This is a genomic window from Paenibacillus sp. FSL P4-0176 (assembly GCF_037975265.1).
In the GTDB taxonomy this organism is placed as follows: Bacteria; Bacillota; Bacilli; order Paenibacillales; family Paenibacillaceae; genus Paenibacillus; species Paenibacillus amylolyticus.
In genome coordinates this window covers 7,052,457-7,064,575 of sequence record NZ_CP150242.1, presented here as the reverse complement: position 1 = coordinate 7,064,575, position 12,119 = coordinate 7,052,457, and the positions used below count along the sequence as shown (strand labels likewise).

Genomic DNA, 12,119 nt, shown 5'->3' with positions numbered 1-12,119 from the left:
ATGACATTGCCCAACAAAAACTCTAAACGGATGAAGCGCAAGGACTTGCAGAACGTGTCACAACCGAATTTTAAAATAAGTAAATTGATCCGCTACCTTCTGTTAGCCGTTATCGCGCTGGGTACAGCCTTTCCCTTCTATTGGATGGTCATTAGCGGGTTCAAAACCAATGATGAGATCTGGCAGTTCCCGCCGACCTTCTGGCCGGAGACGTTCCTGTGGAGCAACTATGTAGATGCCTGGAACGCGGCACCATTTGCCCGTTACATTCTAAACAGTACCGGGGTAGCATTAGCCATCTGTCTATTTCAGATCGTCAACTCCAGTATGATGGCGTACGCCCTGACACATATGAAATTCCGTCTCAAAGGTGTACTGACATCCCTGATTCTGGTGGGTTATATGATACCAAGTACAGCCGTGTATCTGCCTAGTTACCTGGTGCTTAGCGAACTTAATCTGCTAGATTCCTACACAGGCTTGATTGTATCCAACTGTGTCAGCGTGTTCTCGATCTTTCTGATCCGGCAGGCGTTCATGCAGGTATCTCATGAATTGGTGGAAGCCGGACAGCTGGACGGTGCATCCCACTTCCGGATTCTCTGGACGATTATCACGCCGCTTGTTCGCTCAAGCTTCGCTGTGATGGTTCTGATTACTTTTATTGAACAGTACAACAACTATTTCTGGCCTATGCTCATCACCAAAGACCCTGATTTACAGCTGGTATCGGCGGGTCTGCGCAGCTTCTTTGTAGAAGGGGGGGCATATGGACTGGCTTGGCCACAGATTATGGCTGCGAGTGCCTTCACCATCGCACCCTTACTTATTCTCTTCCTGTTCACCCAGAAGACGATCATGCAGAGCGTGAATATCACGGCTGGTGTGAACAAGAACTGATATTAACTACCATTCACCTAAAACGGGAGGAACAACAATGAATTGGAGTCAGGCAAGCATGACATGGAAAAAGAGATTGAGGTTGAACTGGAAGGGTGGCATGTCGCTGGTACTCGCGACCAGCTTTGCTCTACTGACCGCTTGTGGAACGCAAGCACCCGCAGAATCAAGCACTACGGCTGCTGCCAGTGGAACCGAAGCTCAGGCGAAAGATCCGGTGGAGATTGAGTTCTGGTATGGTCTGGGTGGTAATCTGGGCGATAACATGAAAAAGACGATTGATGCGTTCAACGCCTCCCAGAACGAAGTCGTTGTAAAAGGAATTGTACAAGCAGATTACACGGAAACGGAACAGAAGCTGCAAGCAGCAATTGCTTCCAAGAAGGTTCCAGCCGCTGTACTCAGCTCCAATATAGACTGGGCACGTAAAGGATATTATGCACCTATGGATGAGATGATTGCCGCTGATCCGAATTTTAAGAAAGACGATTTCATTCAGACATTCCTGAACCAGGGACAGGTGGATGGAAAGCAATACTTTTTGCCAATGTACGGTACAACTCAAATCATGTATTACCGTATGGATACGTTCAAGGAGAACGGAATTGACCCAGCAACTCTGACGACATGGGAGAATCTGGCTGAGGCGGCTGCGAAGATAAGCAAACAAGAAAATGGCAAGACCACCTTCTACGGTTGGGAACCGATGTGGGGTAGAGACAATATGATTGATGCCGTGCTGGGTAAGGGCGGACAGATTCTTAGCGACGATGGCAAAACCGTTATGATCGACTCCCCGGAATGGATCGAGACATGGGACTTGTTCCGTAAATGGATTAACGAAGACAAGATTATGGGCATTCATTATGGAGGTCAGGGCTGGGAGTACTGGTACAAAACGATTGATGATGTGATGAAAAATAAAGCAGCAGGTTACACCGGATCTAGTGGTGACCAAGGTGACTTGGACTTTAGCGTAGTCGCTGCAATGCAACAACCAGGCTGGGAAGGTATTGGTGAAGGAAAACCGGTAGCAAGTGCCATATCGGCAGGTATTCCGTCAGCAGCAAGTCCAGAGCAACAGCAGGCAGCATACAAATGGCTTACGTATTTCTCTGAAACTTCAAACACAGCTTCATGGTCCATGAACACCGGATATATCGCAGTACGTCAATCTGCTCAACAAGATCCAGAGTTCATGAAGTTCAGTGAGGAAAATCCACAGATCACGGTACCATTGCAACAAGCAGCTCACGCCTCGGCTCCATTCCAGGATCCAACGGGTGGCAAGATCAATGATGCATTGAAGGATGCAGCTGATCAGGTACAGATCAATAATATGCCAGCGGAACAAGCACTGAAGGAAGCAAAAGAGAAAGCGCAGAAGGAACTGGATCGTGTAACGAAATAACGATATCGACAAGAACTGTTTCCAAGAGACTCGGTCGTGAACCTGACTGAATTGTAAACATAACGTATCACTAATCACTATAAGTAACTCAAGCGGAAAGGGCGGTACATGCTGTACCGTCCTTTCCGTTCATAAAGATCGCAGACAAGGAGTTTGACCAATGCAAGATGAAACGTATGTGGATGGATTATCAAATCCGATTAAAGCCGTTTTGTTCGATAAGGACGGAACATTACTTGATTTTACGGGCATGTGGGGGTTCTGGACTGATTGTGTGTTGAACGACTTCAGAGACCAGTTGGCGACCCGGGGACTTTGTATTAGCACAGATGAACTTCCGCAGATCTGGGGAACTTTCCACGATGAGCAAGGCCGAATGAATGGGTATGACGTGCGGGGGCCACTTGCGATGGGCACGATGGATGAAGTGTATGCCGTGCTGACGTGGCATGGATATCGTGCGGGTCTCAGCTGGGCGGAAGCCAAGATCATGGTTCGGGAGTGTTTGGCGCGAGCGGAGGAAGAGATGGAACAGCATCGTCCGGCACGTCCGTTACCGGGCGTTCAAGAATTCCTTGAACAGTGCCGTACCGAAGGCGTGGTTATGGGTGTTGTGACGGCAGATGATACACCTAGTGCAGTCAAACACTTACAGTGGATGGGGTTGGATTCCTTTTTTGACGTGGTAATTGGTACGGACCTGGTGGAGCGAGGCAAACCATTTCCCGATATGCTTCTGCTTGCCTGTGAACGGTTGGGAGTACCTGTACAGCATACAGTGGTTATTGGAGATACGGACGGAGACATGGAGATGGCACGAACCACTGGTGCGGGGTACAGGATTGGGATTGGAGAACCGGGAAGAATCCGCTTGGCGGACAGAACAATTCAATCCTTCCATGAATTGCTGAATGGTGGGCTGAATCGATGACGAACAGTCACGCCTACTTGGGCTGGGTACTGTTGGCACTGGCTATCGGACTGGAGCTTAGTGCTACCATTTTGCTAAAAGTATCGGATGGGTTCTCGCGGTTATGGCCTTCGGTGTTGATGTTTGTCTGTTATGGCGCAAGTTTTACCTTTCTTAATTTTGCAGTGAAGTATATGCCGCTGGCTGTGGCCTATGCGATCTGGTCTGGGGTGGGCATTACGCTCATTGGCGTTGTAGGGCATTACTTTTTTGGTGAACGTCTGCGGCTCACGTCGATGGTATGGATCGGTTTTATTCTGATTGGCATTATTGGACTGAAATGGAGTGATTCTTGATGAAAAATGAACATACACCGGAGCAACCTATTGCCAGCTTCCAGGTTATTACGGACACACATGTGCGAGAAGAGGCAGACCATATTCATAACCGGCATCTGGACCAAGCATTAGCCGACATAGCTACATTTAGTCAGGGGAGCAGCGGGATTATGCATGTGGGCGATGTGACGGATCGAGGTCTGCCGAGCGAATATCGTGAGTTGCAACGCATATGGAAGCAACATGCGGAGAGCTTGCCCGACATCAGATACACGGTAGGTAATCATGATATTGGAGCCGTGTTATGGCAAGATCCGCCGATCGTTTTGCTTGAGATGAAAGAGGACGAAGTAGCTGAGTTATTGGAGCAGGAAGCAGAAATGGAGCTGGTAACAAAACAAACCGCTGCTGAATCAGCTGCACTGATTGAGCAACTATCCGTCGGGACATATACGTTGTCGGCTGCACCTCCGGAGCAGGAGGGTCAGGATGAGGGACCGATCTCTTCAGGAGTCGACCCCATTACAGTCGCCGGGTTATGGCAACGTCGATTGAGTGATTTTGAAGCAATAACCGGCATGAAGGGCTCTTACCACGATCACTGGATTGATGGTTATCATTATATTTTCCTGGGCACCGAGCAACCTCACCCGAAGGATTGTGATATGTCGGCTGAACAATTGGAGTGGCTGGATGCGAAATTGTCTGAGCATGCAACGCCAGATCATCCCATCTTCCTGTTCTTGCACCAGCCACTCATGGATACGGTAGCAGGATCGCTGAAGGAACAAGGCTGGTATGGTGTGAATCAGGATGCAGAACTTAAGGCCGTTCTGGCTAAATACCCGCAAGCGATCCTTTTCTCGGGACATACCCATTGGCAACTTGAAGCAAAGCATACGATGTACGATGGTGCAGGCCAGATGCCAACGATGTTCAATGCTTCGTCTGTAGGTTATCTCTGGACAGATCAGGATGAGCATCTGGAGGGCAGTGAAGGACTTCATGTGGAGGTTTATAAGGATCGAGTGGTTGTGAAGGGACGGGACTTTGTCGCGGGTGAATGGATCGAGGGTGTTGAGTTTACGGTGCGTTATCCTGTAAAAGGGTAGCTATTTGGATAGTCAACGGGAAAAGGTCATGCTAAGGGTCAATGTCATTAAGATAATTTAGACTTGATGACATTGCTCAAAGGTGGCCTTTTTGGTGTCCATCTTAAAGATATGTATCAGAACATCCACCCCATAAAGTTCCACGTGAAACGTAGCAGGTGAGGCTAGAGTTGGGTAAAGTTGTAAATGGGTATGATTACAAACTATACTCAAATAAGTACACATGATATGCACATACTCGTTAATTTAACCTATTTACGGAGAGGAAGTAGAAGCGGCATGAGAGAACTTCAGGTTCAAACGACATATGGTACCGTTCAAGGCGAACTTTTGCACGATGCAAGCGTATGGAAAGGCATTCCCTATGCGAAACCTCCGGTAGGTGAGCTGCGTTTCAAGGCTCCGGTACAGCCCGAGTCATGGGATGGAATCAGACAGGCTACACAATTTGGGCCTGAGAATATACAACCTCGAAATCATCAACCAGAAGGCCAGACAGAAATTCCGAATGAGTCAGAAGATAGTTTATATCTGAACATCTGGGCACCTAAGGAAAAAGGAGCAACACCACTGCCGGTCATGGTATGGATTCACGGCGGCTCCTTTGTTTCAGGTTCAGGTAGCCAGCCGATGTATGATGGTACACAGTTAGCGGTTCGGGGGGACGTCATCGTTGTGACGATCAACTACCGATTAGGACCTTTGGGATTCCTTCATATGGCTCCATTAGGTGATTCATATGTATCCAATGCAGGTCTGCTGGATCAGGTTGCGGCATTACAGTGGGTGAAGGATAATATCTCTGCTTTTGGTGGTAACCCGGATCAAGTTACGGTGTTCGGCGAATCAGCGGGCAGTATGAGTATTGCAGCACTGATGGCGATGCCAGCGGCCAAAGGACTGTTCCAACGTGCCATTATGGAGAGTGGTGCATCCCAGTTCATGCCAGCAGAGCAAGCCTCAGCGTTGCGGGAAGCGATGCTGAAGATTCTTGGGGTGGATCGGGACAACCTGCAGAAGTTAAATACAATTCCTGTAGAGCAGATTATTGCAGCGGGTGAAACGGTCAAACAGCAGAGCGGGGCAGGTATGGCATTATTGTTCCAACCTGTATTGGATGGGCATACATTACCACAGGTGCCACTTCAGGCGGTGAGCGAAGGTTCGGCGCAGGATATTCCGGTGCTGATTGGTACGACATTGCACGAGGGTGCACTGTTCATCCAGCCGCATGTGCCTTTTTCAAAAGAAATCGATATGGTTCAGGGCGTAGACTTTATGACACCAGATCTGGAGAACCGGGTAGCCATCGCGGAAAGTTATCCAAAAACGGCAGATGGACAAGCCCAAGTGATGACCGATATGTTCTTCTGGCGGTCAGCGCTGCAATATGCTGCGGCACAACAGAAACATGCCCCAGTGTGGATGTATCGTTTTGATTGGGTGATGCCGGAACATCCCTTGTTAAAAAGAGCGATTCACAGTATCGAAATGTTCTTTGTGTTTAATACACTGCATGTCCTCAAATTCATGAATGCGGAGCCGGATGAAGCTGCGGCGGCACTTGCCCTCAAGGTACAGGATGCCTGGATTTCCTTTGCCAAGAATGTCCAACCTGAAGTTGCAGGTGTGTACTGGCCTGAATATGAGCAGGATCGTGCGACACTAATCTTCAACCATGAGATTGAGGTCGTACATGATCCGGATGCAGCCAAGCGAGAGCTGTTAGGGTTATAATCCAAGCCGATTATTTGAAATGGATACTCTGAATAACTGCTATACGCTTAATCAAAAGAGGAGGTTCATTCTCAGAATGAACCTCCTCTTTTTGTAATCCGGCTGGAGAGTAAGCAGAACGTAAGTACCAATTAGGGGGATACATTATGCATTGCATTGCATTGTTATACTCCAAACATTATTTACGAGAGGCACGCGTGCGTGACACCTCATCGAAGTAGAAGGAACGTTTTCCACGGGAGAACAGCACAATTAAGACATGAATGAAGAGCACGGCATAGACCAACATATAGACACCGACTGTTCCCAGGGAAAGCAATATTTGATAAGGCTGGAGCATAGCATCCTGTTTACCTGAAAAAGCATAATCGTTGACCAGGCGAATGATCGTAACTAGCAGCCAGGGAACATAGAGTGCGGCAAATCTTTTGAATAACGATTCACTGGTGGGTGTGCCGGTCTGATGATCTACATAGCGGAATCGCAAGATAATTGAGCCTGGAGTTACCCCATTTCTTACCCAAGGGATGAAGAACAGCACAATGACCATAGCAATGGATGTACTTAGCGCATCACTGATCACATCAGATGCTGTGAAGATCGAAATCAGATTCGAGAGGAAGACAACAACAACTCCATCGATAATTAACGCGAGCAATTGAGGCATAACATACACTTGGTTTTGCTCCACGATCTGTTCGCTCTTCGCCTGAATGCTTGCACGTGATGGGAATAAAGCAAGCAGGATGGGCGCTGTGAAGAATCCAATGACCGCTCCTGAAGTATTCAATAACAGATCATCTACATCAAAGAGACGGTAAGGACAATTATAATACCCGTAGAATCCGGTGATCTGGGTGATCTCGAAGAATAAGGAGAGCCCGAATCCACCTAGCAGGGCGTACTTCCAGAAGACTCTTTTTTGAAAAAAATAACGGATATATACACCCAGCGGCATAAGAAGCAGGACGTTAAATAGAACTTGCAAGAAGGCTCTGCCCTGAATCATTCCGATATAACTAGATGGCTGAGACCATACAATGGGTGTTTCTTTCATAATGTCTTTGACAAAAGTGAATGGAACCAGATTGTAGTAGATCGTGTCAGCGGCTTGCTGCGCACAGGTATCTCGCGTAGTCGGAAACGGAAGAATAACGAGGCAATAGGCAGCTAGAATATAAAAGATAAAAGAAAAGCTCACGCCAAACCGTGACCAACTGAAGAAGCCGTCTTTGCGATAACCATAGATCAACCACGGCACCAGCAAAAACATGGCCGCAACAACAAAGATCAAAAAAGCCGTTTGCACAGGGAAAACATATGAGGACATGAGTAGGAACTCCTTTGGTATTAAATATAATAACATTCATAGAAACAGAAAAATTCATGTATGTGTAGTGCGTATCTATTAGTTACATCATAAGTAGTTACCCTTAAAGTGAGGGATGCAAGAACCTTAAATTTGGTTTAAATCCATCCTTGCAGTGAGCAATCGTATGGAATATACCGCCGAAATCCCGTATACTTGCGGGAATGCCAATCGTAGAATGGAGAGTTTAATACATATGTCTAATTTGCCTAACTGCCCCAAATGTAATTCGGAGTACACGTACGAGGATGGTAACCTGCTGGTTTGCCCGGAGTGTGCGCATGAATGGTCTTTGGAAGCAGACAATGATAACGCAGAGGATGCAAAAGTAATCCGTGATGCCAACGGAAATGTGCTAAGTGATGGCGATACCGTTACCGTCATTAAAGATCTGAAGGTAAAAGGTAGCTCGCTTGTAGTTAAACAGGGCACGAAGGTGAAGAATATTCGCCTAATTGATGGGGATCATGATATTGATTGCAAGATCGACAGCTTGGGTGCAATGAAGTTGAAATCTGAGTTTGTGAAAAAGATATAAGATCGAAAAACGTTCAGTTCCGCATTCAATGGAAATTGAACGTTTTTTTGTTGACAGGAAATATTTAGTAGATATATACTGGTTGGAATTTAATTTTGAACATGGTTAGGTGGTCTACATATAAGAAAAGGCAGGTGTCAGAGCGATGAAGAGAGATCATATTATTAAATATTATTCCGGGTTTGATGAGTGGGGCAGACTGGAGCGGGAACCAATTGAATTCATCATTAACATGCATTACATCAGGGAACATCTCCCCCCTACTGGTTGTATTCTGGATAATGGCGCAGGACCAGGAAAGTATGCCATGGAGCTTGCAAAGCTGGGGTACCAAGTCACTTTATCGGATCTGACACCTTCCTCCGTGGATACTGCGAGGCAAAAGGCTCAGGAGTTTGGTTTGACACAGCAATTCGATGGGTTCCATGTTCTCGATGCCACTTCGCTCTCCGGTATGGCTGACGAGACGTACGATGCGTCCCTCATGCTGGGGCCGTTATATCATCTACAGACAGACGAAGAGCGGATGGCTGCTGTACGGGAGTTGTACCGTGTGACCAAGCGAGAAGGCGTGGTGTTTGTAGCGATGCAAAGCCGAATGCGCATGAGTATCAATTCGCTGCAATCTCCGCAGCACTGGAAACCGAATGATAACATGGCAGCCATCCGTTCTTTTGTGGAAAAGGGTATATTCGATCATCAGGATCAAGGACGATTTACGGGAGCATACTATTTTAATATTCAGGACGTTGCACCCTTCATGGAGCAACATGGATTTGAAACCGTTGATTTGATTGGTTCATCCAGCCTTAGAGCGATGCTTACGGACGAGCAGCAGCAATACTGGAAAGAGCGTGGCGAGTACGATGAACTCATGCAATATATGATTGAAGCCGCCAAAGACCCTTCCATATTGGGAATCTCGTCTCATCTGCTGTACATTGGGAGAAAGAAATAATAGACTTACAGGCAATGTTCTAAAAATCTATGTATTTTAGAATGTCAGCCCGTGGAATACTGTTTCCACATGATATAATATTTCTATCTAATGGTCTGGAGGTGTCACTATGCAATGGAAGGAAGTTCAGGAGCGATTCCCTAATGAATGGGTCGTTTTTGAGGCAACCAAGGCGTACTCTAGAGAAGGCCAGCGTTACATTGAAGAGATGGCAGTGATTGATTCATTTGATGATTCTACAAAGGCACTAAAACGTTATGGTGAATTGCATCAGGAAGATCCCAGACGGGAATACTGCTTTTTTCACACTTCACGTCCAGAAGTTGTGGCAAGAGAACGATATGTTGGCATGAGAGGTCCTCGATGAAAATTTCAGAGATTTATGGTCTACCCTTCATAAGCATAAAACTTGAATTTAGAGGAGAAGTACTACAATTAGAAAAAGTCCTTTTGGATACCGGATCAGCTAGTACATTATTGAATGCAGATGCAGTTCGGGAAGTAGGAATGGTTCCTGAAGAGGATGATCTCGTTGATATTATAAGAGGTGTAGGCGGTATAGAGTATGTTTATACCAAGTCGCTCGATTCTATAACTGTAGATGGAACAACTATTAATGATTTTCAAGTTGAAATAGGAAATATGGATTATGGTTTGGAGATTGACGGAATTCTGGGATTTAATTTTATGAAACAGACCGGTGTTGTAATTAATGCCAACCTGATGGAACTAAGTATAGGTAAGCCATAATCGATAGAAAATAAACATAAATGTGCCCTCTGGAAACAGAGGGTACTTGTGTTTTTCATCAAAATAGTTCAATATTAAGATACATAACAAAAGGTGATCTACTTACAATAGGTTAGATGAACGACGGATCGCTTCATACCAGGGAGGAACAGACAATGGAAATCGGAATTAGTACATTTGTGGAGACAAACCCGGATGTAAAAACAGGAGAACTTATCAGTCATGCGCAGCGCATTCGCGATGTTGTTGAAGAGATTGTTTTGGCAGATCAGGTGGGTCTGGATGTATATGGCGTGGGAGAACATCATCGTGCTGACTACGCCGCTTCATCACCAGCTGTCATTCTTGCGGCCGCAGCTTCACAGACCAAGAATATTCGCTTGACGAGTGCGGTAACCGTGCTGTCATCGCATGACCCGGTACGGGTATATCAAGATTTTGCGACATTAGATGGCATTTCGAACGGACGTGCAGAGATTATGGCAGGGCGGGGATCATTTATCGAATCGTTCCCACTGTTCGGCTATGATCTGAACGACTACGATGAGTTATTCGACGAGAAACTGGATTTGCTGCTCAAGCTGCGTGATTCGGAAAAAGTAACCTGGGAAGGCAAACACCGCCCTTCCTTTAACAATCTGGGCATCTACCCGCGCCCGGTACAGGAAAAACTTCCGGTATGGATTGGCAGTGGCGGTAATCAGGAATCGGTAGTTCGTGCAGGACTGCTCGGTTTGCCACTGGTGCTTGCCATTATCGGTGGTCGTCCGGTGCAATTCGCACCACTGGTGGAACTGTACAAGAAAGCAGCTGCACATGCAGGACATGATGCTTCCAAGCTGACCGTTGCTTCTCACTCTCACGGCTTCATTGCCGATACAACAGACGAAGCCGTGGAGAAATTCTTCCCGCCAGCGCAAGCGGTCATGAACATACTGGGTCGTGAACGTGGATGGGGACACTACAGCCGTGCGACATTTGATGCGGCGCGCAGCCTGGAAGGTGCATTGTATGTAGGTGATGTGGAGACCGTAGCTCAGAAAATTATTTACCTGCGTAAAGAAGTCGGGATCACACGCTTCATGTTGCACACCCCCCTCGGCACAATGCCGCACAACGAGGTTATGAGAGCAATCGAGCTGCTTGGTAAAGAAGTCGCTCCAATTGTGCGCAAAGAAATTGCACGTTGGGAAGCTGAGAACCAAGAGGCACGTTAATCGACTGAAACCGTTACAGAACTAGATAGAGTCAACCAAATAAAGGAGCATGCCCTAGGCGTATTACGCCAATGGGCCTGCTCCTTTTTCGTTTATCTTCTAAAAGTATCTAAAACAGCACAGATTTAATGCTTATCCATTCGCAGATGTACTCACAAGGGAGTGTATAACCATGGATAACGTATGATCATAGAGGGTTTTGGCAGCTTCTTCGCTCTCAATATGGCCTCCCAAATACAGATGAATAACACCGTGTAAGGGAGCCCAGATCATCCGAACCGCAAGCATGGGATCTTGTACCTGAAGCATTCCCTGTTCAATGGCAATCTCCACCAAAGCAGACACTTGCTTCAGTGCAGTCGCTGTTCCCTGTAAGGTTTCTCCATCTGGTTTGAATTCGGAAAAAGATCCTCCAAACATCAGCTGATAGAAGCTGGATTGAGAAATGCCGAAGTCCCAGTAGACGTAGGCCAGATCACGGAAATACTGTTCGAACGATGCCTGCCGGGGTATAGTTTCAAATCGCTGGGCCATGAGGGAGCATCCCTCTAAATACAGATGTTTGGCTAACCCTTCTTTTTTGCCAAAAAGGTTATATATGATTTTGGTGGAGCACTCCATGCGTTCAGCTACACGGCGTACCGTGACGGCTTCTGGTCCATGCTCTTGCAGTAAAGCAGCAGCAGCATGCACAATATTTTGCCGCAGATTATCCGAGTGCTGGAGTCTGGCTTCCTGAAAGGTTGTTACCGTATGTGCAGATTCTGTGGAACCCGAATTAAGATCCTTCATTGATTTCATCCTCGTAACCGTATTGTTGTTGAACAGAAACTACGTTTCCTTTTCTTAAGATTATAGAATTTATACGTTTTCAGCGGA

Annotated in this window: 13 protein-coding genes; 11 read left to right on the top strand and 2 right to left on the bottom strand. The window is 46.6% G+C overall.

Annotated features, from left to right (window positions below):
* Window positions 1–30: 30 nt before the first annotated feature.
* The 6 genes from MKY95_RS32255 to MKY95_RS32230 all read left to right on the top strand — a co-directional run bounded on the left by MKY95_RS32255 (window position 31) and on the right by MKY95_RS32230 (window position 6,408).
* Window positions 31–900 carry a carbohydrate ABC transporter permease gene (locus MKY95_RS32255; protein ID WP_339200077.1) on the top strand — a complete coding sequence of 290 codons (870 nt, stop codon included), beginning with the start codon at window positions 31–33 and terminating at the stop codon, window positions 898–900.
* Window positions 901–937: 37 nt separating this feature from the next.
* Window positions 938–2,311, top strand: coding sequence for an ABC transporter substrate-binding protein (locus MKY95_RS32250; RefSeq protein WP_133386317.1), 1,374 nt, complete (start codon window positions 938–940; stop codon window positions 2,309–2,311).
* Window positions 2,312–2,471: 160 nt separating this feature from the next.
* Window positions 2,472–3,242, top strand: a complete 771-nt coding sequence (locus MKY95_RS32245) for an HAD family hydrolase (RefSeq protein WP_339196110.1) — start codon at window positions 2,472–2,474, stop codon at window positions 3,240–3,242.
* Window positions 3,239–3,577 carry a multidrug efflux SMR transporter gene (locus MKY95_RS32240; RefSeq protein ID WP_083684565.1) on the top strand — a complete coding sequence of 113 codons (339 nt, stop codon included), beginning with the start codon at window positions 3,239–3,241 and terminating at the stop codon, window positions 3,575–3,577. The genes MKY95_RS32245 and MKY95_RS32240 overlap by 4 nt, the downstream gene beginning before the upstream one ends.
* The gene (locus MKY95_RS32235; RefSeq protein ID WP_339196107.1) at window positions 3,577–4,671 is read left to right on the top strand and encodes a metallophosphoesterase; all 1,095 of its coding nucleotides are present in this window, start codon (window positions 3,577–3,579) and stop codon (window positions 4,669–4,671) included. Before MKY95_RS32240 ends, MKY95_RS32235 begins: the two co-directional genes overlap by 1 nt.
* 279 nt (window positions 4,672–4,950) lie before the next feature.
* Window positions 4,951–6,408, top strand: a complete 1,458-nt coding sequence (locus MKY95_RS32230) for a carboxylesterase/lipase family protein (RefSeq protein ID WP_339196105.1) — start codon at window positions 4,951–4,953, stop codon at window positions 6,406–6,408.
* Between the two features lie 178 nt (window positions 6,409–6,586).
* Here MKY95_RS32230 and MKY95_RS32225 read toward each other — a convergent pair whose 3' ends face one another.
* Window positions 6,587–7,738, bottom strand: a complete 1,152-nt coding sequence (locus MKY95_RS32225; RefSeq protein ID WP_133386315.1) for a VanZ family protein — start codon at window positions 7,736–7,738, stop codon at window positions 6,587–6,589.
* Window positions 7,739–7,973: 235 nt separating this feature from the next.
* Here MKY95_RS32225 and MKY95_RS32220 point away from each other — a divergent pair, with 235 nt between their 5' ends.
* From MKY95_RS32220 to MKY95_RS32200, 5 genes are all read left to right on the top strand, one after another.
* A complete protein-coding gene (locus tag MKY95_RS32220) occupies window positions 7,974–8,315 on the top strand; it encodes a zinc ribbon domain-containing protein YjdM (RefSeq protein ID WP_017691576.1) in 342 nt (113 codons plus the stop codon).
* Between the two features lie 145 nt (window positions 8,316–8,460).
* Window positions 8,461–9,273, top strand: a complete 813-nt coding sequence (locus MKY95_RS32215; protein WP_339196104.1) for a class I SAM-dependent methyltransferase — start codon at window positions 8,461–8,463, stop codon at window positions 9,271–9,273.
* A gap of 109 nt (window positions 9,274–9,382) precedes the next feature.
* Complete coding sequence (locus MKY95_RS32210; RefSeq protein ID WP_074092774.1) at window positions 9,383–9,640, top strand: hypothetical protein; 258 nt, start codon at window positions 9,383–9,385, stop codon at window positions 9,638–9,640.
* Window positions 9,637–10,023, top strand: coding sequence for a retropepsin-like aspartic protease (locus MKY95_RS32205; protein ID WP_339196101.1), 387 nt, complete (start codon window positions 9,637–9,639; stop codon window positions 10,021–10,023). The genes MKY95_RS32210 and MKY95_RS32205 overlap by 4 nt, the downstream gene beginning before the upstream one ends.
* A 155-nt stretch (window positions 10,024–10,178) precedes the next feature.
* A complete protein-coding gene (locus MKY95_RS32200) occupies window positions 10,179–11,240 on the top strand; it encodes an LLM class flavin-dependent oxidoreductase (RefSeq protein ID WP_091035571.1) in 1,062 nt (353 codons plus the stop codon).
* Between the two features lie 132 nt (window positions 11,241–11,372).
* Here MKY95_RS32200 and MKY95_RS32195 read toward each other — a convergent pair whose 3' ends face one another.
* Window positions 11,373–12,032: a TetR/AcrR family transcriptional regulator gene (locus MKY95_RS32195; protein ID WP_091035574.1), complete on the bottom strand. Its 660-nt coding sequence runs from the start codon at window positions 12,030–12,032 to the stop codon at window positions 11,373–11,375.
* Between the last annotated feature and the right edge of the window lie 87 nt (window positions 12,033–12,119).

Coding starts and splice junctions, on each gene's coding strand:
- MKY95_RS32195 (WP_091035574.1), bottom strand. CDS start 12,032: ATGAAGGATCTTAATTCGGGTTCCACAGAATCTGCACATACGGTAACA.
- MKY95_RS32215 (WP_339196104.1), top strand. CDS start 8,461: ATGAAGAGAGATCATATTATTAAATATTATTCCGGGTTTGATGAGTGG.
- MKY95_RS32235 (WP_339196107.1), top strand. CDS start 3,577: ATGAAAAATGAACATACACCGGAGCAACCTATTGCCAGCTTCCAGGTT.
- MKY95_RS32230 (WP_339196105.1), top strand. CDS start 4,951: ATGAGAGAACTTCAGGTTCAAACGACATATGGTACCGTTCAAGGCGAA.
- MKY95_RS32225 (WP_133386315.1), bottom strand. CDS start 7,738: ATGTCCTCATATGTTTTCCCTGTGCAAACGGCTTTTTTGATCTTTGTT.
- MKY95_RS32205 (WP_339196101.1), top strand. CDS start 9,637: ATGAAAATTTCAGAGATTTATGGTCTACCCTTCATAAGCATAAAACTT.
- MKY95_RS32200 (WP_091035571.1), top strand. CDS start 10,179: ATGGAAATCGGAATTAGTACATTTGTGGAGACAAACCCGGATGTAAAA.
- MKY95_RS32240 (WP_083684565.1), top strand. CDS start 3,239: ATGACGAACAGTCACGCCTACTTGGGCTGGGTACTGTTGGCACTGGCT.
- MKY95_RS32245 (WP_339196110.1), top strand. CDS start 2,472: ATGCAAGATGAAACGTATGTGGATGGATTATCAAATCCGATTAAAGCC.
- MKY95_RS32250 (WP_133386317.1), top strand. CDS start 938: ATGAATTGGAGTCAGGCAAGCATGACATGGAAAAAGAGATTGAGGTTG.
- MKY95_RS32210 (WP_074092774.1), top strand. CDS start 9,383: ATGCAATGGAAGGAAGTTCAGGAGCGATTCCCTAATGAATGGGTCGTT.
- MKY95_RS32255 (WP_339200077.1), top strand. CDS start 31: ATGAAGCGCAAGGACTTGCAGAACGTGTCACAACCGAATTTTAAAATA.
- MKY95_RS32220 (WP_017691576.1), top strand. CDS start 7,974: ATGTCTAATTTGCCTAACTGCCCCAAATGTAATTCGGAGTACACGTAC.